The 22865-nt window shown below is 71.5% G+C and carries 15 protein-coding genes; 5 read left to right on the plus strand and 10 right to left on the minus strand.

The window, feature by feature from the left end; translation table 11 throughout:
- Nucleotides 1–190: 190 nt before the first annotated feature.
- Together J1C73_RS16385 and J1C73_RS16390 are read left to right on the plus strand one after the other, a co-directional pair.
- Entirely contained in the window at nucleotides 191–1111 is a 921-nt protein-coding gene (locus tag J1C73_RS16385) for a GNAT family N-acetyltransferase (RefSeq protein ID WP_207317033.1), read from the plus strand.
- Nucleotides 1092–1589 carry a ribonuclease FAU-1 family protein gene (locus tag J1C73_RS16390; RefSeq protein WP_207317034.1) on the plus strand — a complete coding sequence of 166 codons (498 nt, stop codon included), beginning with the start codon at nucleotides 1092–1094 and terminating at the stop codon, nucleotides 1587–1589. Before J1C73_RS16385 ends, J1C73_RS16390 begins: the two co-directional genes overlap by 20 nt.
- Nucleotides 1590–1649: 60 nt before the next feature.
- On the opposite strand, the gene J1C73_RS16395 is transcribed toward J1C73_RS16390, so the two are convergent.
- Nucleotides 1650–3128: a trifunctional class I SAM-dependent methyltransferase/NUDIX hydrolase/VOC family protein gene (locus tag J1C73_RS16395; RefSeq protein ID WP_207317035.1), complete on the minus strand. Its 1479-nt coding sequence runs from the start codon at nucleotides 3126–3128 to the stop codon at nucleotides 1650–1652.
- 214 nt (nucleotides 3129–3342) lie between these two features.
- Here J1C73_RS16395 and J1C73_RS16400 point away from each other — a divergent pair, with 214 nt between their 5' ends.
- The gene (locus J1C73_RS16400; protein WP_207317036.1) at nucleotides 3343–4383 is read left to right on the plus strand and encodes a lytic polysaccharide monooxygenase auxiliary activity family 9 protein; all 1041 of its coding nucleotides are present in this window, start codon (nucleotides 3343–3345) and stop codon (nucleotides 4381–4383) included.
- Between the two features lie 64 nt (nucleotides 4384–4447).
- On the opposite strand, the gene J1C73_RS16405 is transcribed toward J1C73_RS16400, so the two are convergent.
- The 3 genes from J1C73_RS16405 to J1C73_RS16415 form a co-directional block, all read right to left on the minus strand.
- Nucleotides 4448–5341 carry an esterase/lipase family protein gene (locus J1C73_RS16405; protein WP_207317037.1) on the minus strand — a complete coding sequence of 298 codons (894 nt, stop codon included), beginning with the start codon at nucleotides 5339–5341 and terminating at the stop codon, nucleotides 4448–4450.
- A 188-nt stretch (nucleotides 5342–5529) separates the two neighbouring features.
- The gene (locus J1C73_RS16410) at nucleotides 5530–6543 is read right to left on the minus strand and encodes a DNA polymerase Y family protein (protein ID WP_207317038.1); all 1014 of its coding nucleotides are present in this window, start codon (nucleotides 6541–6543) and stop codon (nucleotides 5530–5532) included.
- Nucleotides 6540–10070 (minus strand): DNA polymerase III subunit alpha, encoded by a 3531-nt coding sequence (locus J1C73_RS16415; RefSeq protein WP_207317039.1) that lies wholly within the window; start codon nucleotides 10068–10070, stop codon nucleotides 6540–6542. Before J1C73_RS16415 ends, J1C73_RS16410 begins: the two co-directional genes overlap by 4 nt.
- 129 nt (nucleotides 10071–10199) lie before the next feature.
- On the opposite strand from J1C73_RS16415, the gene J1C73_RS16420 reads away from it, so the two are divergent.
- Nucleotides 10200–11249, plus strand: coding sequence for a DUF3533 domain-containing protein (locus J1C73_RS16420; protein WP_207317040.1), 1050 nt, complete (start codon nucleotides 10200–10202; stop codon nucleotides 11247–11249).
- Here the strand turns inward: J1C73_RS16420 and J1C73_RS35750 are convergent.
- The 4 genes from J1C73_RS35750 to J1C73_RS16440 form a co-directional block, all read right to left on the minus strand.
- A complete protein-coding gene (locus J1C73_RS35750; RefSeq protein WP_242644273.1) occupies nucleotides 11212–12024 on the minus strand; it encodes an immunoglobulin-like domain-containing protein in 813 nt (270 codons plus the stop codon). The genes J1C73_RS16420 and J1C73_RS35750 overlap by 38 nt on opposite strands.
- Nucleotides 12025–12094: 70 nt before the next feature.
- Nucleotides 12095–13114 (minus strand): NEW3 domain-containing protein, encoded by a 1020-nt coding sequence (locus J1C73_RS16430; protein WP_207317042.1) that lies wholly within the window; start codon nucleotides 13112–13114, stop codon nucleotides 12095–12097.
- Nucleotides 13115–13140: 26 nt separating this feature from the next.
- Nucleotides 13141–14601 (minus strand): Gfo/Idh/MocA family protein, encoded by a 1461-nt coding sequence (locus tag J1C73_RS16435; protein ID WP_207317043.1) that lies wholly within the window; start codon nucleotides 14599–14601, stop codon nucleotides 13141–13143.
- 392 nt (nucleotides 14602–14993) lie between these two features.
- Nucleotides 14994–16079: a S1 family peptidase gene (locus J1C73_RS16440; RefSeq protein ID WP_207317044.1), complete on the minus strand. Its 1086-nt coding sequence runs from the start codon at nucleotides 16077–16079 to the stop codon at nucleotides 14994–14996.
- Nucleotides 16080–16496: 417 nt separating this feature from the next.
- Between J1C73_RS16440 and J1C73_RS16445 the strand changes: the two genes are divergently transcribed.
- Nucleotides 16497–17372, plus strand: coding sequence for an alpha/beta fold hydrolase (locus tag J1C73_RS16445; protein ID WP_123468899.1), 876 nt, complete (start codon nucleotides 16497–16499; stop codon nucleotides 17370–17372).
- A gap of 47 nt (nucleotides 17373–17419) precedes the next feature.
- On the opposite strand, the gene fxsT is transcribed toward J1C73_RS16445, so the two are convergent.
- Nucleotides 17420–21355: an FxSxx-COOH system tetratricopeptide repeat protein gene (gene fxsT, locus J1C73_RS16450; protein WP_207317045.1), complete on the minus strand. Its 3936-nt coding sequence runs from the start codon at nucleotides 21353–21355 to the stop codon at nucleotides 17420–17422.
- On the minus strand, nucleotides 21339–22697 hold the full coding sequence (gene fsxC / locus J1C73_RS16455) for an FxsC protein (protein ID WP_372446698.1): 1359 nt from the start codon (nucleotides 22695–22697) through the stop codon (nucleotides 21339–21341). The genes fxsT and fsxC overlap by 17 nt, the downstream gene beginning before the upstream one ends.
- Nucleotides 22698–22865: the final 168 nt, after the last annotated feature.

Raw genomic sequence — 22865 nt, forward strand, 5'->3', positions numbered from 1 at the left:
CCCACCCCTCTTCGGCCGCAGCGCCTCCCGTGCGAGTCCGTCCGGATCAACAGCGCCCCGATCCGGGGCACTTGAACCCCAGGGGTAACAGGATGTCCTACGTCACGCAGGCAAGCAGGTAGGGCGCGGCATCCCCCGTCGCCGGAAAATCACGGGCGGCCGGGCCGTGGCTCCGGATACGGTCCGGCGCATGACTGTCATCGTGCGCGACTTTCGGCCCGCCGACGCCGAGGACTGGGTACGGGTGCGCCGCGCGGCACTCCCGTTCTTGGTGACCACACCGGAAGCGGTCGTCTTCAGCCTGGCGACCGCCCATCCCGACAAGCGGTACCGCCTGCTGGTCGCGGAGGAGGACGGCGAGATCATCGGAACGGCCCAGGCCGGTCTGGCCCATGAGAGCCCCAGGCCCGGTCAGTCGTCCTGCAATCCGCACGTCCATCCGGAGCGAACCGGCCGGGGCGCGGGCACACTGCTGCTGCGCACGGCCGAGGAGCATCTGGCTCTGTCCGGTGCGACCGAGGTCTACAGCTGGGTGCTGGACACCCCCGGCGACCGGGCGTTCGCCGAACGGCGCGGCTACGCCCCGAGCCGGCCGGCGCACTTCATGCATCTGGATCTGGCGGGTGGCACGCTGCCGCCCCGTCAGGAGCTCCCGGCCGGTGTCGAGCTACGGACCGGCGCCGATTTCGACGACGACCCGCGACCGCTCTTCGAGGCGGACGCCGAGACCACCGCGGACGAGCCCAGTGACACACCGGCCCAGCCGTCGGACTACGAGAGGTGGCTCGCCGAGACCTGGCGCAGTCCCGCGCTCGACCACCGGCTGACCTCGGTGGCGGTGGTCGACGGCGAGGTCGCGGCGTTCAGCGCGGCGGAGTGCGACGGCGCGGGCCGCTACTGGTCGGGAATGACCGGCACCCGGCGGGCGTACCGCGGCCGCGGGCTGGCGAAGCTCGCCAAGAACGACTCGCTGCACCGGGCGCGCGCCGCCGGGTACACCGACGCGTACACCGGCAATGACGCCGACAACGGTCCGATGCTGGCGATCAACCGCTGGTTCGGCTACGAGATCTGTGCCACGGAGGTACGTCATGTCCGCCGCCTCGGCTGAAGCCGGACTGACCGTCGTCCTGGTCAAGGCCGGAAAGACCAAGATCAGCTACCCGGCCGCCCTGCTCGCCGACAACGGCACCCGGGTGACGGTACGGGCGCCCTGGGCCTCCGCCCGGGTCCGTGACTTCGGCTTCGTACGCTTCGAGCCGGGTGATGTGCTCACCGAGCACTACTGGCGCGACGCCTGGTTCGCGGTGAAGGAGGTCCGCAGCGGCGCGGGCGAACTCAAGGGCTGGTACTGCGATGTGACCCGCCCGGCCGTGCTGCGGGACGGCGAGCTGGTCGTGGAGGACCTGGACCTCGATCTGTGGGTGTCGGCGGACCGTTCCGGCGTACTGCGGCTGGACGAGGACGAGTTCGAGGAGAGCGGACTGGCCGATCGTGACCCGGAGGCGGCGCGTGCCGCCGTCGAGGCGCTGGACGAGCTGGAACGCCTCGCCCGTACCCCGGAGGGTTTCGCCGGCCTGCTGGGCTGAGCGCCCCGCACCGCCGGGCCCGGCGGAGCCCCCGCACCGCCCGGCCCGGCCGAGGGCCCCTCAGCCGGCCACCAGCTCCACCTCGTACCCCGCCGCGTCCTCCAGGTAGGCGGCCTCGTGTCCGTCGCCGCCCGCGTGAGGGTGACGGTCCGTGAAGAGCAGCCGCCAGCCGTGCTCAGGAGCGCGGGCCACCAGTGCGTCGAGGGCTGCCCGGTCCGCCACGTGGAACGCCAGGTGGTTGAGGCCGGGACGGCACCGCTCGTGCGCTCCGGGGACCAGGTCGGGCGACTGCTCGATCACGACGTAGCTGTCACCCCGCCGCCAGCTGCGCCCGTGCGCCCACCGCTGGTACGGGACATGGCCCAGCTCGCCGAGGAGCCAGCCCCACCCCGTCTCGGCCGCCGCCAGATCGGGCACCCACAGCTCGATGTGGTGGACCCGTCCGGTGCGGACCCCGCCGCTCGGCAGCGGGACCGCACGGCGCGGTCCGCGCGGTTCGTACGCGACGGTGTCGCCGTCCTCGTGCCAGTGGATCAGGAAGCGCTCCCCCGCCCGGTAGCCGTCGAGTCCGGCCCGGCAGTACGCGACCATGTCGTCCGGAAGGGCGGCCAGCGGAAACCACGCCAGCTCCGAGCACTTGTCCGGTTCGCGGTTGCACGGCGGCCGGGCCGGGTCGTACTCCGCCTCGAAGAACCAGCCGGTCCGGGGAGTGCCGCCGGGCCCCCGGTGCTGCATGACGAGGGCCACCCGCAACTCCTCCGGCTCGAGGGCGATCCCGGTCTCCTCGGCCGCCTCGCGGATCATGCCCTCGCGAACGTCCTCGCCGTCCTCGACATGTCCGGACGGGGCGTGCAGCAGCCCGTCCGCGTACCCCGTACCGGCCCGGCGGGCGAGCAGGACGTCGGAGCCGCGCCGCAGGATCAGATGCACGTCCACGACCTCGGTGTGTCGGCGCGGCGGTTCGGCACGGGCGACCAGGGCGTAGCGCTCGTCGTCGACGTCCTTGCCCCAGAGATCACGGTCGCCGGAGAGCCGCTCGTGGTGGATGCGCTCGGTGAACGGGGCGAGCAGCGCGGTGAGCTGCCCGGCGGACAGCCCGACCCCGTTCCACACGCCCTCGATCAGCACCAGCCTGCCGCCGGGCCGCAACAGGCCGAACCAGTGCCGCAGGACCGCCGCCGGATCGGGCAGCAGCCACACCACGTGCCGGGCCAGGATCACATCGAACCGCTGCTTGCCGACGGGCGGCGCGGCGGCGTCCCCGGCCAGTACCTCGGTGCCCGTCCCGGCCAGCTTGACGCGGGCCTGCTCCACCATGCGCGGCGAGCGGTCCACCGCGGTGACCCGGTGCCCCTGCCCGGCGACGAGCAGCGCCAGGCTTCCGGTGCCGCACCCCAGGTCGAGAACCTCGGCACGCTCCCGGGGCAGCCAGCTCTCCAGCCGCTGCGCCCAGGCGTGCCGGACCACGGGGTCGAGCAGACCGTGGTCGGGCTCCTCGTCGAAGGAATCGGCGGCGGAGTCCCAGTCGATCGTCGTCATGCACCGATCGTGCCATCTGCCGCTGACAGCGGCTGAATTCGGTCCGGGGCGATCGGGGACCGCGATCCGGACCGGGTCGTTCTTAATCGATTCTGAGGGGCTCCTCAAGACCGTCATAACGATCGCCACCAGGCCCGTTCCGAGGCCGGTCCGGGGTCTGGCGGCAGCTAGCTTGCACACACCAGACGTGGACCGCCGAAGGAGTACCACCACCATGGCCGTCATCACCACCGCCCGTCGCAGGGCCGCCGGTATCGCCGTGCTCGGTGCGGCACCGCTCGCGCTGACCGTTCTGGCCGCGGCCCCGGCCTCGGCGCACGGCTCGCTGTCGGACCCGGTCAGCCGGGTCTCGGCCTGTTTCGCCGAAGGGCCCGAACACCCGCGGTCCGCGGCCTGCGTGGCGGCGGTCGCGGCGGCCGGCACCCAGGCGCTGTACGACTGGAACGGCGTCAACATCGCCAACGCGGCGGGCAAGCACCGGCAGTTGATCCCGGACGGCAAGCTGTGCAGCGCGGGCAACGACAAGTTCAGGGGGCTCGATCTGCCGCGCGCGGACTGGCCGGCGACGAAGCTGGCGGCGGGCAGCCACACCTTCCGCTTCCGGGCCACCGCCCCGCACAAGGGCTCCTTCGCGCTGTATCTCACCACGGCCGGCTACGACCCGGCGAAGCCGCTGAAGTGGTCGGACCTGGAGGAGAGGCCGTTCGCCGGAGCGACCGACCCGAAGCTGGTGGACGGGTCGTACGTCTTCGACGGCACCGTGCCGAAGCGCGCGGGCCGGCAGCTGATCTACACCGTCTGGCAGCGCTCCGACTCCCCGGAAGCGTTCTACGCCTGCTCCGACGTGGTCTTCGGCGGTGCGGACAAGGGCGCTGCGGGCAGCGGCGACGCAGGCGGAAGCGGGTCGGTCGCCGCGGTTCCGGCCCCGTCCGCGTCCGCCCCGTCCGAGCAGGAGATCACCGGGGCCGAGGCCAAGTCGTCCGTGGAGCACGGCGGCCACGGTGACGACGACGCCGATACGGGCGCGGCGGTCACGGAGGCGGCCGGCACGCCCAGTGCGGCGGCCAACGCCCCCGAGCCGGACAGCGCCTCCGCCGCACCCGCCACGGGCGGCCCCGGCCTCGCCGAGACGGGTGGCGGCAGCGGCACGTCGTACCTGACGATCGGCGGCGCGGCCGCGCTCGCCGTGGGCGCGGCCGCACTGTTCGCCTCGGTCAGGCGCCGGGCCGTCCCCAGCGCACGGCACGGCCGCTGAGCGGGCGGACGGCCCCGGGCGCTCCCGGGGCCGTCCGGTCCCGGCCCGATCCGGGCGAAAGGCCCTATCCGACGACCGAGGCGCACGTGGTCCGGGTGGCGTGCGCCGGGTCCAGGGCGTTCGCCACCTCGTGGTAGGCGACCCGGTCCACGGTCCCGATCGCGACGTGCTCGGACAGGTCGGCCGGGCACAGGTCCTGGAGCAGGACGTTGTGCACGTCGGGCCCGTCCAGGAACTGCGTCCGGTACGGGGTCACGACCTCGTCGTACCTGGTCGAGATGACGGTGTAGTGCACGCCGGGCACGGTGTCGCCGCCCGCGTTGAGCTTGGTGACGAAGGGGGATCCGGCCACCTGGTCGGCGAGTCCGGGCGTGCCGGCGTTGAGCAGGTCCCCGGCGCCGGGGAAGTACGGGAGCAGCTCGGTCAGGCCCAGGAGGGTGGTGCCGTGGTTGTCGGGCGCGAGCCCGATCATGGCGTTCACCTTGGCCCCCCCGCCGAGGAACTTCAGGTAGTAGTTCGGCATCATGCCGCCTTGGGAGTGGCCGACGATGTCCGCCTTGGGCGCCCCGGTGGAGGCGAGCACCTTGTCGACGAAGACCGCGAGCTGCCCGGCCGACTTGTCGATCGGGCCCAGGCCGTTGAAGAGCGGCACACCGGGGAGCTGCCCGTAGTCGAGCGAGTAGACGCAGTAGCCCCGGTTCACCAGGTAGGGGGCGAGGACGAGCCAGTTGTCGACCGAGTTCCCGAAGGTTCCGTGGACCAGGACGACCGGCCGGGGGTGGGCTGCGGAGGGTTTGCAGGAGTAGTCGTTCCAGCCACGCGAGGTGGCCGTGGCGGCGGCGGGGGTGGCCGCAGCGGCAGTGGCCGTGGAGGTGGCGACCGCGGCGACTGCGAGGAGCAGTGCGGCGAGGGTTCTGCGCGCTCGTGGGGTGCGCGGCGCACGGGTCCAGGGCAGCATCGTGTGTTCTCCTTGCGGCTCAAGGGAGTTGCGATGTCTGTGCACCCTGCGGCCCGGACCACAAGTTCTGACGGTTTTCTGCGTGCTCATGCCAACTTACGCACGAGTAAGGTTGCCTGGGAAGTTACGCGTCGGTAAAAACTGACGCGGTGGTAACCGTAGCTTCAGGACACTCCGCGGCCCGCGGTTCAGGCCGCGAGTCGCCCCGGCATCACGGCCTGCGGTCCGAATCTGGCCCGCAGCCGGTCCGCCACCGCCTCGATCCGCCGCGCCCGTTCGTCCACCGGATCGAACGTCAGCTGGTGCGCGGCCCGCCCGGCGTCACCGAGCCCCTCGGCGCGCAGGGCGATCCCCCGCACCCGGGCCCGCTGCAGGGCGAACGAGTCATGGATCCGGTACGCGAGCGCGGTGAGCTCCGCGGAGTGGGCGGTGGGCTCGCGGAGCGTACGGCTGCGGGTCAGCGTCGAGTAACCGGTCCGGTCGGCATAGCGCACGGAGACCGCGAGCGAGCGGCACACCTGCCCCTCGCCGCGCATCCTCGCCCCCAGTTCCTCGGTGAGCGACATGAGCGCGCGCCGCTGCCGCTCCCGGCCCAGCTCGTCGCGCGGGAAGGTGCGTTCGGCGGCGACCGACCGGGCGGCGTCGTTCGGCACCACCGCCGTACGGTCGATGCCCCGCGACCGCTCCCACAGCTCGCGCCCGGTCCGCACCCCGGTGATCCGCTGGAGGGTGCCGAGCGGGGCGGCCGCGATCCGGCCGACGGAGTCGAGCCCGTATCCGCACAGGGTGCGGGCCGTCGCGGCCCCGACGCCGTCCAGTGCGGCGGCCGGCCGGTCCGCGAGGAAGGCGGCGGCCCCGCCGACGGGCACCACGAAGGTCGTCCCGGGCACGGCCCGCCGCGCCGCCATCCGCGCCAGCATCGGGTTCTCGGCGGCCCCGATCGCGCAGTCCACCCCGTGCAGGGCCAGCGCGCGGACCCGGACCACCGCGGCCAGGCCGGCCGCGTCCCGCCCGAAGTAGCGCAGCGCGCCCCGCACATCGGCGAGCGCCCCGTCGGGCGGCGCCGCCTCCACCGCCGGGGTGAACGAACCGAGCAGGGCCAGCAGCCCCGCGTAGCCGGCCCCGTCCGGAGCGCCGCCGCCGACCCGGCGAAACCGCAGACAGAGGATTGCGGGCTGGAGGGTTTCGGGCTGCTCGCTCATCCCGCGCTCCCCGGGCTCTGGTGCCACAGCTTCCGTCCGGTGGGCGTCCCCTCGCCGGGCGGCTGGAGGTCCGCCCAGGGGTTCATCTCGTAACCGGTGGGCATCCGGATGCGGCGGCCGTCGCCGTCGGCGGGCGCCTCCCCCTCCGGGCCGGCCGCCTCCGGCGCGGGCTCCTGCGCCAGCCGGGCCGCGACCGCGTCGAGCCCGCCGGTGCGCCGCAGTTCGGCCAGCTCGGCCAGATTCCAGGCGGCGGCGCCGACCACGCTCAGGCTCCGCGGCCCGCGCCGCTGCACCACCCCGCGCACCAGCAGCAGCCAGGAGTGGAAGACGGTGTACGCACAGGCGGCGTGACTGTCGTCGAAGAACGCCAGGTCGACCAGGCCCGTACCGTCGTCCAGGGTGGTGAAGACGACCCGGCGCCCGGAGCGGACCGGCGGGGTCTGGGTGGCCGCTTTGGCGCCCGCGACCAGCACGGTCTCCCCGTGCCGTGCCTCGCGCAGCCGCTTGGCGGAGATCGCTCCGAGCTCCTCCAGGAAGGCGTGGTGATCGCTCATCAGATGGCGTGAGACATCCATGCTCAGCACGCCCAGCTCGGCACTGAGCCGCTCCGCCTCGTTGAGGTCGGGCAGGCCGATGGAGCCGGTCCGGTGCCCGCCGCCGAGCGGGAGCTGCGCGCCCGCGCCGCCGGAACCCGCGCCCCGCTGGGCGCGGTGCAGCTCGGACAGATGCAGCAGCAGATCACGGCGGTTGGCGCCGAACGCGTCCAACGCGCCGACCTGGGCCAGCCGTTCGGCGGCCGGCTTGCCCGGACGGGCCCGCTGCCAGAAGTCCAGCAGCGAGGTGTAGGGCTGTCCGGCCTCGATCCGGGCGACCTCGGCCGCGCTGATGCCGTGGACGTCCGAGAGCGCCAGCCGCAGACCCCAGACCTCCCTCTCCGCCTCATCGTCAGACGCCAGTTCGATTCGATGGGCGGCCGCCGACCGGTTCACGTCCAGCGGCAGCACCGGCACCCCGCGCCGTCGCGCGTCGGCGAGCAGCAGCCGCTTCGGGTACATCCCGGGGTCGTGGGTGAGCAGCCCGGCGTAGAAGGCCGCCGGGTGGTGCGCCTTCAGCCATGCCGACTGGTACGTCGGCACCGCGAAGGCGACCGCGTGCGCCTTGCAGAAGCCGTAGCTGCCGAACGCCTCGATGATCTCCCAGGCGCGGGCGATCACTTCGGCGCCGTATTTCCGGGCCGCCGCGTGCTGTGCGAACCAGAGCCTGATCCGGCCCTGCGACTCGGGGTCGGAGAGTCCGCGCCGGACCCGGTCGGCCTCGTCCCGGCCGCAGCCGGTCATGATGTCGACCATCTCGATGATCTGCTCGTGGAAGACCACCACCCCGTAGGTCTCGCGCAGCGGTCCCTCCAGGTCGGGGTGCGGATAGCGGACGGGTGCCCGGCCGTGCCGGGCCTCGATGAACGGCCGCACCATATCGGCTGCGACCGGACCGGGCCGGAAGAGCGATATGTCGACGACCAGGTCGTGGAAGCCGGCCGGCTGGAGCCTGCCGATCAGATCGCGCTGGCCGGGCGACTCGATCTGGAAGCAGCCCAGCGTCTCGGCGGTCCTGATCAGCCGGTACGTCTCCGGATCACCCGGCGGCACGGCGTCCAGGTCCACCTCCCGCCCCGAGGCCCGCTTCACCTCCGTGACCGCGTGCGCCATCGCCGACTGCATCCGTACGCCCAGCACATCGAGCTTGAGCAGCCCGAGGTCCTCCACGTCCTCCTTGTCGAACTGCGCCATCGGGAAGCCCTCGCCGCTGGTGGGCATGACGGGGGTGCGGCGCAGCAGCGAGGCGTCGGAGAGGAGGACCCCGCACGGGTGCATGGCGATACCGCGCGGCAGCCCGTCCAGTGCCTCCACCAGTTCCCACAGCCGCCCGTACTTCTCCTGCGCCCTCGCCACCTCGCGCAGTTCGGGCAGTTCCTCCATGGCCGCGCGGGCGTCGCGGGCCCGGATGTGCGGGAAGGCCTTGGCGAGCCGGTCGGTCTCGGCCGGGTTCATCGAGAGCGCGGCGCCGACGTCCCGGATGGCGTGACGCACCCGGTAGGTCTCGGGCATGGCGACGGTGGCGACCCGTTCGGCGCCGAAGCGGCCGATGATCGCGCGGTAGACGTCGAGGCGGCGGGCCGACTCGACGTCGATGTCGATGTCGGGCAGCACGAAGCGGCGCTTGGACAGGAAGCGCTCCATCAGCAGCCCGTGCTCGACCGGGTCGGCGTGGGCGATGCCGAGGAGGTGGTTGACCAGGGAGCCCGCCCCGGAGCCGCGGGCGGCCACCCGTACCTTCATCTCCCTCACGTCGTCGACCACTCGGGCGACGGTCAGGAAGTACGAGGCGAAGCCGTGGTGGGCGATGATGTCCAGCTCGTGGTGCATCCGGTCCCAGTAGCCGGGCCTGCGGTCGTAGCCGCGCAGCACCATGCCGGCGGCGGCACGGGAGGCCAGCACCCGCTGGGCGGTGCGGCGGCCGGCGCCGACGAGATGCGGTTCGGGGAAGTGGACGGAGCCGAGGCCGATGTCGCCCTCGGGATCGACGGCGCAGGCGTCGGCGGTGTGCCGGGTCTCCGCGAGCAGCCGGGCCCCCGCGCCGGGGCCGAGTCCGGCGGCGGAGGTGATCCGCTCGGCGGCCTCGGCCATCGCGCGGGCGCCCTTGAGCCAGCGCTCACCGCTGTCGAGCGGGGCGCGGCGCGGGTCGACGGGGACGAGCCCGCGGGCCGAGTCGAGCACATCGGCGACCGGGCCCTGCCCCGCGTCGGCGTACCGGACGGCGTTGGTCAGCACGGCCCGTATCCCCTGTTCGGCGGCGAAGCCGACGGTACGGGCGGCGAGCCGCAGTGAACCGGGTCCGGCGCCGTCCCGGCCGTGGTGGACGGCTTCGAGCCGCAGGCCGTCGCCGTACATCTCCCGCCAGGGGGCGAGCAGGACGGCGGCCCGGTCGGGACGGCCCGCGGCCAGCGCCCTGCCCACCTCGGAGGCCGGGCCGAGTAGCACGGTGAGCCCTTCGGCGGGCAGCGAGGACCGGTCGAGCAGGGGCCGGCCACCGTCGGGGACGGCGGCGTGGGAGGCGGTGACGAGGCGGCACAGTTCGGCCCAGCCCTGCGCTCCGTCGCGGGCGAGAAAGGTGACCCGAGGGGCGGATTCATCGACAAAGGCACCACCGCGGACCGGGGTCCGCAGCCGGTGCGTACGTCCGTCGCCCTGCGCACGTCCGGCGGGGGCGACCGCGAGCTCCACCCCGAAGAGCGGCCGCACACCTGCCCGCTCGCAGGCCTTGGCGAACCGGACCGTGCCCGCGAGGGTGTCGCGGTCGGTCAGCGCGAGAGCGTCCATCCCCCGCTCGGCGGCGCGCTCCGCCAGCCGCTCCGGGTGCGAGGCCCCGTACCGCAGGGAGAACCCGGAAACGGTATGCAGATGCGTGAACCCTGACACCCGCACCTCCTGGACCGATCCGTAACCCACCACCCCCTCGCTCTCCACCATAGACCACGTTCGAACATTCGTGCGATATCCGAGAGGTGAGCCACCCCTCGGCCCATCCACCAGCCGTCCCCTAAGCCATTCGGCCCGGCCCCGACTGCACGAACGACGGGCACCCAGGACGGTGGGGTCATGACTTTCGCTGATGAGGTGAAGAACGCCGTCACTCCGCGGGCCGCGCTGCTCGTCATCGGCGTACTGGCGCTGCAACTGCTGTTCATCGCGTCCTACGTCGGAGCGCTGCACAAGCCGAAGCCGACGGACGTCCCCTTCGGGGTCGTCGCACCCCAGCGGATCTCCGCCCGGCTCCTCACCGAACTCAAGGACCTCCCCGGCGGCCCACTGGACCCCCGCGCGGTCAGCGACGCGGCCACCGCCCGCCAACAGATCCTCAACCGCGACATCGACGGCGCCCTGATCGTCAGCCCTCGGAGCACCACCGACACCGTGCTGGTCGCCTCCGGCGGGGGCGCCGTGCTGGCCGAATCGCTGACGAAGATCATCACGAAGGCCGAACTCTCCCAGCGGCGCACGGTCCGCTCCGTGGACGTGGCCCCGGCCTCGGACGAGGACTTCGACGGGCTCTCGTCCTTCTACCTGGTGGTGGGCTGGTGCGTCGGCGGATACCTCTGCGCCTCGATCCTGGCGATCAGCGCCGGCAGCCGCCCCGCCAACCGTCAGCGCGCCACGATCAGGACCGGGGTCATGGCCCTGTACTCGATCGCGGGCGGAATCGGCGGCGCGGTGATCATCGGGCCGATCCTCGGCGCGCTCCCCGGAAGCTTCTGGGGACTGTCGGGCCTGGGCGCGCTGACCGTCTTCTCCGTCGGCATGATCACGCTCGCCCTGCAGGCGCTCACCGGCATCGTCGGCATCGGACTGGCCGTCCTGCTCGTGGTGATCGCGGGCAACCCGAGCGCGGGCGGCGCCTTCCCGCTCCCGATGCTGCCGGACTTCTGGCGGGCGATCGGCCCCGCGCTGCCGCCGGGGGCCGGGACCTGGGTGGCGCGCTCGATCGCGTACTTCAACGGCAACGCGGTGGCCGGTCCGCTGCTGGTGCTGTCCGCGTGGGCGGTGGTCGGCACGGTCGCCACCCTGCTGCTGGCCCTGCGCAGGAAACCGGAGGCGGCGGACGACGCCCCGCTCACGGGGACGGCGGGCGGCGGCTCGACGGCGAGGTAGCGGACGGGGAGGCCTGCGGCGGGGGCGACACCGACACGGTCACCGGGTTGGAGACGACCCGGTGACCGCCGATCGTGGCCCGGGCCGTGATGACGGTCCGCCCGGTACCGACCGCCGTGACCAGACCGCGGCTGTCGACCGTGGCGACGGAGGGGTCCGAGCCGGTGTACGTGAGCGTCACGGGTGCGCTGGTGATGTTGTCGGCGTTCAGGGCCAGACCGTCACCGATGACCGTGACTTCCGAGGGGGCCATGGCGTCGGTGTCGACGCGCTTGTTGAAGCCGTTGCCGTAGCTGTTGCCGGCGATGGTGACGCCTTCGGCACCGGTGAAGGTGAACAGCGGCGCGGTGCTGCCGGCGGGCGGCGCGTCCGTGGAGAGCGTCGCGGTGCCCCCGATGCGCAGCGGTCGGTCCGGCCCGGTGAGACGCAGGTGTGCGTAGCGCTGGATTCTGTTGCCGTGGAAGGTCAGGTCACCGACACCGCGGCCGGCGACCACCGTCGCGGAGGTGAGGTTGAACCGGTTGTCCTCGATGAGGACATGGCGGTGCACCGGCTGTCCGGCGACGAAGTCCTGGTTGGTGGGGTCGAAGGAGATGACCGGGCTCGCCGGGCGGTCGAAGACGTTGCCACGGATGACGACGTCCCGTACGGGTCCGGACTCGTACCAGGAGCGCGCGTCGGACGAGATGGAGTGATGTCCTCGCTGAACCGGCCGACCATCCCGAAACCGATGAGTCGTGCGGGCCGCGCGGAACAACGGGCCCGCCCGCGTCACTTGAGGTGATGCGGGCGGGCCCGTTGTCATGCCGACGCCCCGGAAGGGTCGCCGCCTCCGCCCTCGGACGTCAGGAAGCGATCGCCATGTCGAAGATGTGGACATTCGCGTTCGCGGGCAGGACCACGAACGCCACCGTTCTGGACGCGTCCAGCGGGACCGAGTTGGCGAACACGCTGTACTTCACCGTGGCGTTGCCGTACCCGTCGGGCCGATTGCGGCCGTCGGTGGACTTGACCAGCGTCGCACCATGCGCCGTGACCGGGTCGAACGACCAGTTGGGGAAGCCGAACGACCCCGTGTCGGATGTGCCGTCGGTGTAGAAGACGGTGGCGCTGCCCGTGGCCCCGCTGCCGACACCGGAGCCGAGGAACACCAGCTCGGTGCCCTTGCCGGTCAGCTCGACGGCCTGCCCGGAACTCGCCACGTTGTCCTTCGAGCCGGCCGGCACGTCCGGCCAGGTCAGTCTCGCGCCCAGGGCCTCGACGGTCGCCCCGGGAGTGAGGCCGACCGCGGCGAGCTTCTGCGCCGAGAAGGTGTTGCCCTCGCCGTCGTAGTCGCCGGCCGTCGTGGCGGACTCGTCGGTGACGGCCACACCGTTGTACGCCGCCGCCAGGTTCGCCTGAGGCGATCCGGAGCGCTCGGACCGGGTGCCGGTGGCCGTTCCGCGGCCGTCCCCGCCCTGGTAGACCGCGGTCGCCGTGAACGTACGGAGCACAAAGCCGGAACGCTTCTCCGGGACCTGGATCCGGAACGTCGCGGAGGCGGAGGCGCCTGTCGCGAGGGAGCCGTCCACGCTGCGTACGGACGGCTGTACCGCCCACCCGACAGGCCCGGCGAACGACACCTTGAGGGAACGCAGCCGCTGCGGGGCGGTGTTCTTGACGGTGACCTCCACCGCCGAGATGGCCGGTCCGTCGAGATCCACGGGAGAGACGGTCACTTCGGTCCGCGCGTCGGAAGCGGCCGCCTGCTGCGTGGCCGCGGCCGGCTCGGCGGGCGCGGCCGTGGCCGCCTGCACGGGAACGAGCATGATCGCCGCCGTCACGGCGACGGCTCTGAGCGGGTTGATCAGTCGGGCCGGTCTCATGACGTGCTCCTTGGTGAGGGAGGTCTTCAGACGACGGGGGGCATCTCGGTGGTGCGCGAGTCGAGGCCGGTGCGCAGGTTGACCCAGGAGCCGCGGGTGAAGTCCGGGATGTCGACGGGACGGCCCTTGGCCGCGAGGGACTTGACGCTCAGCGGAACCGGCGCGCACCACGACGCGGAGTCGTACACGTCGATGTCGGGGACCAGTCCGGCCCGCATCAGCTGGACCGTGCGCCACTGGAGGATGTAGTCCATGCCCCCGTGGCCGCCGTTCTCGGCCTCGTCACCGAGCTCCTTCCACAGCCAGTGGTCGAACTCCTTGCGGTACGCGTCGAAGTCGCGCCACGTGTCGCCGCCGTGATCCGGCTCGACGTAGATGCGTCCACCGGTGGGCGAGGTGCCCGCGTAGTCCTCGAAGATGCCCCGGCTGCCCACGAGTGAGTTGATCCTGCTGTACGGGCGGGGTGAGCTGACCGCGTGCTCGGCCCGGATCATCCGGCCCTTCGCCGTCTCGATCTGGCAGGTGACGAGGTCACCGTTGATGTACGTCTCGTTCCAGGACGGGTGGGACTTGGGCATGAAGCGCTCGCGGTAGTCGGCGAGTCCCTTCGGAGCGGTCGCGGTGGCCTTCAGCGTGGTCATCCGGTCGCCGCGGTTGATGTCCATGGCCGCCGCGATGGGGGCGAGACCGTGCATGGCGTAGAAGGACGCGGTGGAGCGGGTGTGCCAGAGGCGACGCCAGGAGTCGGTGTAGTACGTGTCCGAGAAGAGCAGCGAACGCAGGTCGTGCATGTAGCCGCCGTGCCCGTTGGTGACATCGCCGAACAGGCCCTCGTGGGCCATCTTGAGCATGGCCAGCTCGTTGCGGCCGTAACTGCAGTTCTCGGACAGCATCAGGTTCCTGCGGGTGCGTTCCGAGGTGTCCACGAGGTCCCACAGCTCCTCGAGCCGGGTCGCGATGGGCAGCTCGACGACGACGTGCTTGCCGGACAGGAGCGCGGCCCTGCCCTGCTCGTAGTGGAATTCCCAGGGCGTCGCGATGTACACGAGATCGATGTCGTCGCGCTTGAGCATCTGCGCGTAGGAGTCGGCGGAGCCGCCGAACTCCGCCGGACGCGCCTTTCCGGCGGCGACGAGCTGGTCCGCGGTGCGCTTCGCACGGTCGGCGCGGATGTCGCAGACCGCCGCCACGACGCAGCCGGGGATGACGGACCAGCCCGTGGTCATCCCGGAGCCCCGGTTGCCGAGCCCGATGACACCGACGCGGACCGTCTTGTGAGGCTCGAAGGGGACGTTGACCATGGACTTCTGACCGGCCCGGCGCCGGGGCCCGGAGGCCCCTGCGAGTGCGGAAGCGGAAGCCGTTCCGGATTCGGACGCGGGAGCCGCCGAGGCGCTCCCGACGGATCCGATCCCTGCGGCGAGGGCCCCTGCGGCCAGTGTTCCTCCCAGGACCAAACGGCGTGAGACTTCGGGGGTTTCGGGCATGCGACAACGCTCCTCGATACTCGACCGGCATCACTGGCGTGGACGACTCTCGCGGGAATGTCCGCGACATGTCAAGAGTTGTTCATCGCCATCGCGTTTCGAGCATTAGCGAGCATGTTCCTTCAGGGGGGCAAACCACCCGTCGGCGCCCTTCTCCCCCTCACACCCGTCTTCACGTCCGCGCGATGGCTCTGGCCCGCTTGTACGGGTGCGGGAGCAGGGACGCCTCCGCCGAGAGGAGGCCGGGCAGTCCGCACCAGGTGCCGCACCGCGGGCTCGGTGAGCAGGCGCAGACGCGGGGGGCCCTCGTTGACCGCGCCTCGCACCCGTGGGAACACAGAGGAATGGCCCCCGGCGCCGCCGGGGGCCATTCGCCACTGCGGGAAGAGCTGTCAGCCGATCTCCGCCCCGAAGGCCGCCAACGCCTCCGGCACCGGCTGGAAGAACGTCTCGCCGCCCGAGGAGCAGTCGCCGCTGCCGCCCGAGGTCAGTCCGATCGCCGTGTCACCGGCGAAGAGCGAGCCGCCGCTGTCGCCGGGCTCGGCGCAGACCGTCGTCTGGATCAGCCCGTTGACGATGTCGCCGTTGCCGTAGTTGACCGTGGCGTCCAGCCCCGTCACCTGGCCGTCGTGCACCTGGGTGGTGGAACCGCTGCGTGTCACCGTCATCCCGACGGTCGCCTCGCCCGCCTTGGTAATCGGCTGGGTGGAGCCGTTGTAGAGGTCGACCTCGCTGGGGTGCGCGGTGCCCGAGGTGTACTTCACCAGCCCGAAGTCGTTGTCCGGGAACTCCGAGCCCGCGTTGGTGCCGATCTCCCCGCCGCCCTGCGAGTCCGACCAGCTGGAGATCGCCTCGGTGCAGTGCCCGGCGGTCAGGAAGTACGGTTCGCCGCCCTTGACCACGTTGAAGCCGAGCGAGCAGCGCCCGCCGTCGCCCCAGATCGCGTCGCCGCCCGCGATGAGCGGCTTGAACTCCCCGGCGGACTTCTTGAGCCGGGCCTTGCCGCCCAGCCCCTCGACCACCGAGCTGAGCCGGCTCAGCTCGGCGCCCTTGACCGTACGGTCGGCGGTGACGACGACCTTGTTGCTGACCGGGTCGACGGCCCATGAGGTGCCGGGGATCGCGGCCTTGCCGGCCAGGGTCTGCCGGGCCGACTTCAGCTCGGCGAGCGAGTTCTGCACGACTCTGGCCCGGCCGCCCGCCTGCCGCACCTGCTCGGCGGCGGCCCGGTCGACCACGTTCATCACCAGGTTCTTCGACTTGGCGTCGTAGTACGAACCCGCCGCGTCGCCGCCCAGGTCCTTCCCCAGACCGGTGGCGAGCTTTCCGGCCGCGTCGGCCGTCAGTGTCCGCGCGGTGATCTCAGGCGTTCCTTCACTGGCGTTCGCACTCTGGAACGTCGCTCCCGCTGCGACCAGGGCGACCACCGCCGAACCCGCCAGCGCTGCACGCTTCCTGGATATGCGTCGATGCTTCAACTTCGACCTCCTGTGGGGCCGCGCACGGGTGATGTGGGGTCGCCCGTACACGGAGGATGGGGCGCCCACTATTCCGACGGAGCAGATAGCACACAAGGCCGACTTCAGGACGCACACATGACAACACCCCTTCGGTCTCGTCACGTTCACTTACCGGAGGTCAGGCCTCGCCGATCCCTTCTGCGAACACCCGGTGCGATCGTCCGTTCAGCAGCGGGTGAGGACTAGTCCTGTCCGGTATTCACCCCTGCGGGTCCGGTTGTCGACGCGTCCGGCGAAACCGCGCCCGCGCGCCCCCTCGACGCGCCCCGTATTCGTTCAACGCGCAGTCCCAATAAGAGCTTTGATGGTCCATCATCGAATCATTGCGGGGAAAGCCGGGCACGTCGTGCCCGCACGGACACAAGGAGGCGCGGAGTGCGCAGTCGCGTGCGCGCAACCGACGGACGGCAACTGGTGGTGGAACGGCTGGGGGATCCTCGTGGCAGACCGGTCTTCCTGCTGCACGGAATGCCCGGCAGCAGGCTCGGGCCGGCTCCGCGCGGCATGGTGCTCTACCAGCGCAAGACGCAGCTGATCACCTACGACCGGCCGGGATACGGCGATTCCGACCGGCAGCCGGGCCGCTGTGTCGCCGACGCGGTGGAGGACGTCCGGGCCATCGCGGACCATATCGGGATCGAACAGTTCGCCGTCGTGGGCCGGTCCGGCGGCGCCTCTCACGCCCTGGCCTGCGCCGCGCTGATGCCCGAACGGGTCACCCGTACCGCGGCCCTGGTGGGCCTGGCCCCCTGGGACGCCGTCGGCCTCGACTGGTTCGACGGGATGGCCGCCTCCAATGTGGAGGCGTACACCACTGCGGCCGACGATCCGGACGGGCTCGCGGAGTCGTTCATCTCACGGTCCGCGGTGATCAGAAGGGATCCGGTCCGGCTCATCGACGATCTGCGCCGGGAGCTGACCGACTCCGACCGGATGGTGGTCAACGACGCCGGCGTCCGCACCATGCTGTTGCGGAACTACCGTGAGGGATTGCGCACTTCGGCGTACGGCTGGATCGACGACGCGCTCGCGTTCAGCCGTCCCTGGGGGTTCGACCCGGCCGACATCACCGGTCCGGTGCTGTTGTGGCACGGCGAGAAGGACGTCTTCTCACCGGTCGGGCACACCCGCTGGCTGGCGAGCCGCATTCCGGGCGCCACCGTCGTGGTGGAGCCGGCGGCAGCGCATTTCGACGCGCTGCACGCGCTCCCCCGGATCCTCACCTGGCTGCTGGACACGACGGAGCGGTGAGCAGCGGGGGCGGGAGCGTCCGGCGACGGCCGGACGCTCCCGCTTCCTCATACCGCGAGCGGTTCCAGTTCACGCTGGAACCGGCGCTCGTCCCGGGCGATCCGGGTGAGCGGATGTTCGTCGCCGAGCTGCCGGGTCAGCTCCTCGACCGTCTCCACCCTGATCTGGAGCGCCTCGTCCTTGCGCCCCATGGCGTCGAGCGTGACCGCCATGTTCGACTTCATGGCCAGTGTCTCCGGGTGATGCGCCCCCAGGGCCACCCGGAACTGTCCGGCCAGCCGCCGCTCGGTCTCCAGCACCAGGTCCAGATCGCCCCGGTCCGCGGTGGTGTTGGCCAGGTTCATCACGCTGAACAGCGTGTTGGGGTGCTCCCGCCCGTACACCTCCCGCATCGAGGCGACCACCCGGGTCAGCACCAGCTCCGACTCCTCGGCCTCACCGGCCCCCAGGAGGTAGACGCCCAGGTTGTTCAGCGCGGCCAGAGTGTACGGATGCTTCTCTCCCGGCACCTTCATGTACTGGTCGACGACCTCCCGGGCGGTGTCCCTGGCCTCGCCCGCCTCTCCGGCCGCGAACAGGTCGGCCGCCAGATTGAGGTCGCAGGCCAGCGACTCCGGGTTGGCGGAGGTGTACTTGGCCCGGTACCGGGCCCGGGTCGCCACCGTGAGCCGGCGGGCGTCCTCCAGCCGCCCCGCCCGGCGCAGCGACACGGCCAGGGCCTTCGCCGCGCTGAGGGTGCCGGGGAAGGACCGGCCGAGGGTGGCCTTGTAGCTGTCGTACGTACGGCTCAGCAGGCCCACCGAGTCCTCGTACCGGCCGACGTCACGCAGGTCGCGGGCCAGGCTCATGGCCGAGGAGAGGCTGTAGGGGTGTTCCTCGCCGAGCACCTCCCGGCGCCGGTCGAAGACGTCCTGGTCGATCTCGCGTGCCTTGGCGTACTGGCCGATGGACCGCAGGGTGAACGCCAGGTTGTTGGCCGCGGCCAGGGCCCTGGGGTGCGAGTCGTGGAAGATCTGGTTGAACCCGTCGGTCGCCTCGGTCGCCAGCTCGATCGCCCGGGTGTACTCCCCGAGCGTCCCGAGGTCCGTCGCCAGGCTGCTGGTGCTCATGTACGTGTGCGGATGCTCCGGGCCCAGCACCTCCCGCTGGGTCGCCAGGGTGATCTCGTCGAGCTCCCTGGCCTCCACGTAACGGCCGCGCGAGCGGTAGATGTTGGACAGGTGGAAGCAGAGGTAGAGGTACTGGATGTCCCGCTCCCCCAGCGTCTCGCGCCAGATCTCGCGCAGCTCCTCGCAGAGCGTGGTGGCCGTCCTGAAGTCACCGCGCTTCCACAGGTAGCGGACCCGGTCGATCAGCAGCCTGCGGGCTTCCGGCTCCTTGCAGTTGCGCGCGTCGGACGGGCCGAGGTGCGGCCATATGGTCGCGAACTGAGGCCAGTTGGCCGGGTTGTCGATCGGCTCGTCGTCATCGGGCCGGGCACCCGCCAGGATGCGGTGGACGGCGTGCCGGGCGTCCCGCTGCTCCTCCTGACTGAGCTGCGCCCGGATGACGGCCTGGACAAGCCGGTGCACCTGGATGGAGTTGGAGACCTGGTCGACCTTGGCGAGGGCGAACCGGCCGATCTCCCGGATGACCCGGCCCAGTACCAGCTTCTCCTGGAGCGAGGCGTCGTACGGCTTCAGCGCCTCGATCATCTCCTTGCTGTACAGCAGGTTCCCCGAGATCGGCTCGGGGGCGAAGAAGGCGCAGAGCTGGAGCAGCCGCACCGCGGCGGGCGAGCGCTCCTTGAGGCGTTCGATGGAGATGTTCCAGGTCGCGGCGACCGGCTCCGGGTAGCCGGCCGGCTGGTTGAGCGCCAGGACCTCCGGCGCCTGCTGGGCCAGCTGTTCCAGATAGGTGTCGATCGGGGTGGCGGTCTCCGCGATCCAGGCCGCGGCCTGTTCGACGGCGAGCGGCAGGTCCCCCACCGCGGTGGCCACCTGGGCGGCGTCCTCGTCGCTCAGCCCCGGTGCCCGGCGCTGGAGGTGTTCGATGGACTCCTCACGCATGAAGACGTCGACGGGCAGTGCGTCGCCGTGCTGGGACCAGGCCTGGTTGCGGGAGGTGACCAGGATGTGCCCGGAGCCGCCCTGCGGGAAGTAGCGGCGGAGCCGTTCCGGGTCGTCGGCGTTGTCGAAGACCAGCAGCCAGCGGTCCGACGGCACCCCGCGCCGCAGCAGGTCGACCGCCTCCTGGGAGGCGGCCGCCATGTCGTCGCCACCCTGGGCACCGAGCCGGACGGCGAGTTCGGCGAGACCGGCGACCACGTCGTCGGTCTGCTCGGACGATATCCACCAGACCAGGTCGTAGTCGGCCATGAACCGGTGCACGTACTCCAGGGCGACCTGGGTCTTGCCGACACCGCCGAGCCCGTACAGCGTCTGCGGCTGCGGCAGCACGACGGCCATGCCGCCGCCGAGCTGGTCGCGCATCCGCTCCAGGACCATGGAGCGGCCGGTGAATCCGGGGTTGCGCGGCGGTGCGTTCCAGATCCGCGGGACGGTTCCGGGGAAGCGCGGTCCGGGCGAGACCCCGTCGGTGACCTGCACGGGCCGGTCCAGGGCCCGTAACAGGGCGGCGGTGGCGTGCACCTCGTCGAGCCGGAAGAGGTCGACGGGGTTGCGGTCGATGTAGGGCGCGGACAGCCGTACGTCACCGACCCTGAGCGGCACGAGATGGCGCCGCCCGCCGCCCGGGTCCTCGGCGACGGCCCGGTCCCACAGGCTCACCGCACGCTGCGACTTGAGGTAGGCGCTGGAGAGCAGCACCACGGTCCGGGCCGCGTTCTCGGCGGTGACGGCCGCGGGTTCCTGCGGCCCCCGCTCGGCGGACACATCACGCGGCACGACCCGGAAACCGGCCCGGGTGAGCGCGGACTCGATCCAGTCGGCCCACATCCGGTTCTCCGCCACGTAGCAGAGGAAGAGATCGGCGGGCAGGGCGGGCCGGCGCCGCGTGAACGCGTCGCGGATGCGCAGCCGTACCTCCTCGCCGATCGGGGGCATCGAGGTGATCTGCCGGTCGGTGATGACGGAGGTGAGCCGTTCGAAGGCGGAGAGCAGCGAGTTGGTGAGCCCCGCCTCGTCCCCGAAGGTGGCGAGTGTCTCCTCGTACGCGTAGTAGGGGCGGTACGGAATCTCCACCGCGCCCCAGTAGGCGGTGAGTTCGTCGCCGGACAGATCGCGCGGCAGCCGGTCGAACTTCAGCCGGGCCAGGGCCCGTCCGGCGTCCGCCTTCTCCTTCTCGCCCTCGTCGATGCGCATCGGGACGGGGAAGATGGAGATCTGGCGGCCGGTGTACCGCTCGGAGATCTGCCGGGCGACCGAGGCGGCGCCGTCGATGGACTGGTCGCTGAGGGTGAAGCAGTCGACGAGCACGTCGGGCAGATGGACCGTGCAGATGTCGGCGATGTCGCTGAGACCGGTGCGGCTGTCGATGAGGACGTAGTCGTAGTTGGCCTTCATGTCGTCGCGCAGCGCGTCGAAGAAGTGGCCGCCGCCGAGGCGGTCGTAGAAGTTGTCCCAGTCGAAGGTGGAGACGGTCGCCGAGTATTCGCGGTTCTGCCGTCCGGCGGAGACGAAGTCGAGCGTTCCGCCCTGCGGGAACTCCCAGCCGAGCGCCTCGGGAGTGAGGGAGACCGCGTGCGGCTGGATCCGGGCGTACTCCCGGTGCCAGTCGTCGGCCCGCTGCACCGGGCTGGTCGCGGCCCAGGCGTACTCGGTGATCAGATCGATGACGCCGGTGGTGGCACCGAGGGTCGAGGGGTCGAGGAACGGGTGGAAGAACCGGTGGAGGCCGGGCGCCTCCAGGTCCCAGTCGACAGCCAGTACCCGTTTGCCGTTGGCGGCGAGAATCCAGGCGGTGTTGGCCAGGGCCATGGTGCGCCCGGTGCCGCCCTTGTACGAGTAGAAGGTGACGATGCGCCCGTCACGACTGGCCGTCATCCGTGTCCTCCGCATCCGTCGCAGCGTCATGTGTCTCAGGGATGTACTGGGTCTGCGCCATGGGTCCCATCAGCCGCGTCCGTTCGGTGTGACCTCCGCCGCCGGTGGCGGGCAGGTAGACGGCCGCATGTCTCAGGTACTGCTGGGCGGCCACCTCGACCACCTGCGGCAGGATCTGGCCGAAGGCCTCCATGCTCGGTACCCCCTTGGCCGCGGCGCGGCAGTAGGCCCGCCCCTGGCGCATCTTGGTCGGCATGGTCCGTTCGAGCTTCGCGGTCAGCTCCGCCTCGGCGGCTCTGCTCTCGTGGTCGTCGCGGTTCCACGGGACGACCATCGTCACCCAGGGGCGGTTCTCCGCGTCGAAGGCGGCGAGCCGGCGGCACCGGTCCTCGTCCTGGAGCGCCCAGCGGTCGACGAGCAGGATCTCCGGCGTGGTCGGGGGCTGTTTGCCTCCCTGGTGGCCGGGTTCCTCGTCGAAGGACGCGACGGTGGCCTGGTAGTTGAGGGAGCGCACCAGGTCCTCGGCGACATAGGCCAGGGGACGTGCGGCGTCCGGATGGTAGGGGTTCCAGTCCTGCGGGTTGTCGCCGTAGTAGTCGGCGTTGCGCCCCTCGGGCAGGTCGTGGCGGGTGGCGGCGGCGATGGTGACCTGCATCGGGCGGGGGCCGCCGGCTCCGCTGCCCGTCGAGCCGAAGGCGCTGGGGGCGAGCCGGTAGTCGACGGGCCGGCCGGTGCCGATCCGTACCGTGTCGGCGACGCTGACGATGCGCTTGGCGAGTTCGTACACCGCGCGCTCGTAGTCCTCGGCGAAGAGCCTGAGCTTGATCAGCCCGTACAGCCCGTCGCTGACGTAACGGTCTCCGAAATCACGGTGGTTGAACTGTAATCGCTCGGCCGGTCCGGGGAGCTGGCTGGGCGGTACCGGCACCCAGAGCGCCGGGACGATCGCCTCGGCCGACTGGTTGGAGCGGGCCCGGTAGTGGATGGCGCGCTGGGCGAAGGCGTACCACTCCTTGCCGCACATCTCGCTGGCGAAGTAGCGCGGCGAGAACAGCGGGACGAACACCCGGCAGGTGGCGAGCACCTCACCGAGCCGTTCCGACCAGCCCTCGCCGGAACGTATCTCGCGGTCGATGAACCCCGCCGGCGCGCCGGCGGGCAGATCGGTCATGGCCATCACATGGCCGCAGAGATCCTGGAAGAGCCGTTCGACCCACATGTCGGGGTCCGTTCCACCGCCGTACCCCGGTGTGTGGGCGTAGCTCAAGAAGAAGTACGGCCGATGGTCCGCCGCTCGCTGCTGCGTCGTCGCGTGCACACGACCCCCGTCCTGTGTGAGCACCCGCACTCGATGCGTGAAGAGAATGCGAGCGAATTCATCATTCCGGAGCGGACCTTGCTCCACCCCCATGGCGTTCGGTCATTCAACGCCACTTTTCAGTCATCTGTGCCCAGCCTCTATCGATCACACCCGTGATCGAATTCGGTCTGCGCCCGTTCCTCCCAGTTG

Source organism: Streptomyces laculatispora, from assembly GCF_017353455.1.
Taxonomy (GTDB): domain Bacteria; phylum Actinomycetota; class Actinomycetes; order Streptomycetales; family Streptomycetaceae; genus Streptomyces; species Streptomyces laculatispora.

Excerpts from the sequence above, each read along its gene's own strand:
- J1C73_RS16385 (WP_207317033.1), top strand. The coding sequence starts at position 191 with ATGACTGTCATCGTGCGCGACTTTCGGCCCGCCGACGCCGAGGACTGG.
- J1C73_RS16390 (WP_207317034.1), top strand. The coding sequence starts at position 1,092 with ATGTCCGCCGCCTCGGCTGAAGCCGGACTGACCGTCGTCCTGGTCAAG.
- J1C73_RS16395 (WP_207317035.1), bottom strand. The coding sequence starts at position 3,128 with ATGACGACGATCGACTGGGACTCCGCCGCCGATTCCTTCGACGAGGAG.
- J1C73_RS16400 (WP_207317036.1), top strand. The coding sequence starts at position 3,343 with ATGGCCGTCATCACCACCGCCCGTCGCAGGGCCGCCGGTATCGCCGTG.
- J1C73_RS16405 (WP_207317037.1), bottom strand. The coding sequence starts at position 5,341 with ATGCTGCCCTGGACCCGTGCGCCGCGCACCCCACGAGCGCGCAGAACC.
- J1C73_RS16410 (WP_207317038.1), bottom strand. The coding sequence starts at position 6,543 with ATGAGCGAGCAGCCCGAAACCCTCCAGCCCGCAATCCTCTGTCTGCGG.
- J1C73_RS16415 (WP_207317039.1), bottom strand. The coding sequence starts at position 10,070 with ATGGTGGAGAGCGAGGGGGTGGTGGGTTACGGATCGGTCCAGGAGGTG.
- J1C73_RS16420 (WP_207317040.1), top strand. The coding sequence starts at position 10,200 with ATGACTTTCGCTGATGAGGTGAAGAACGCCGTCACTCCGCGGGCCGCG.
- J1C73_RS16430 (WP_207317042.1), bottom strand. The coding sequence starts at position 13,114 with ATGAGACCGGCCCGACTGATCAACCCGCTCAGAGCCGTCGCCGTGACG.
- J1C73_RS16435 (WP_207317043.1), bottom strand. The coding sequence starts at position 14,601 with ATGCCCGAAACCCCCGAAGTCTCACGCCGTTTGGTCCTGGGAGGAACA.
- fxsT (WP_207317045.1), bottom strand. The coding sequence starts at position 21,355 with ATGACGGCCAGTCGTGACGGGCGCATCGTCACCTTCTACTCGTACAAG.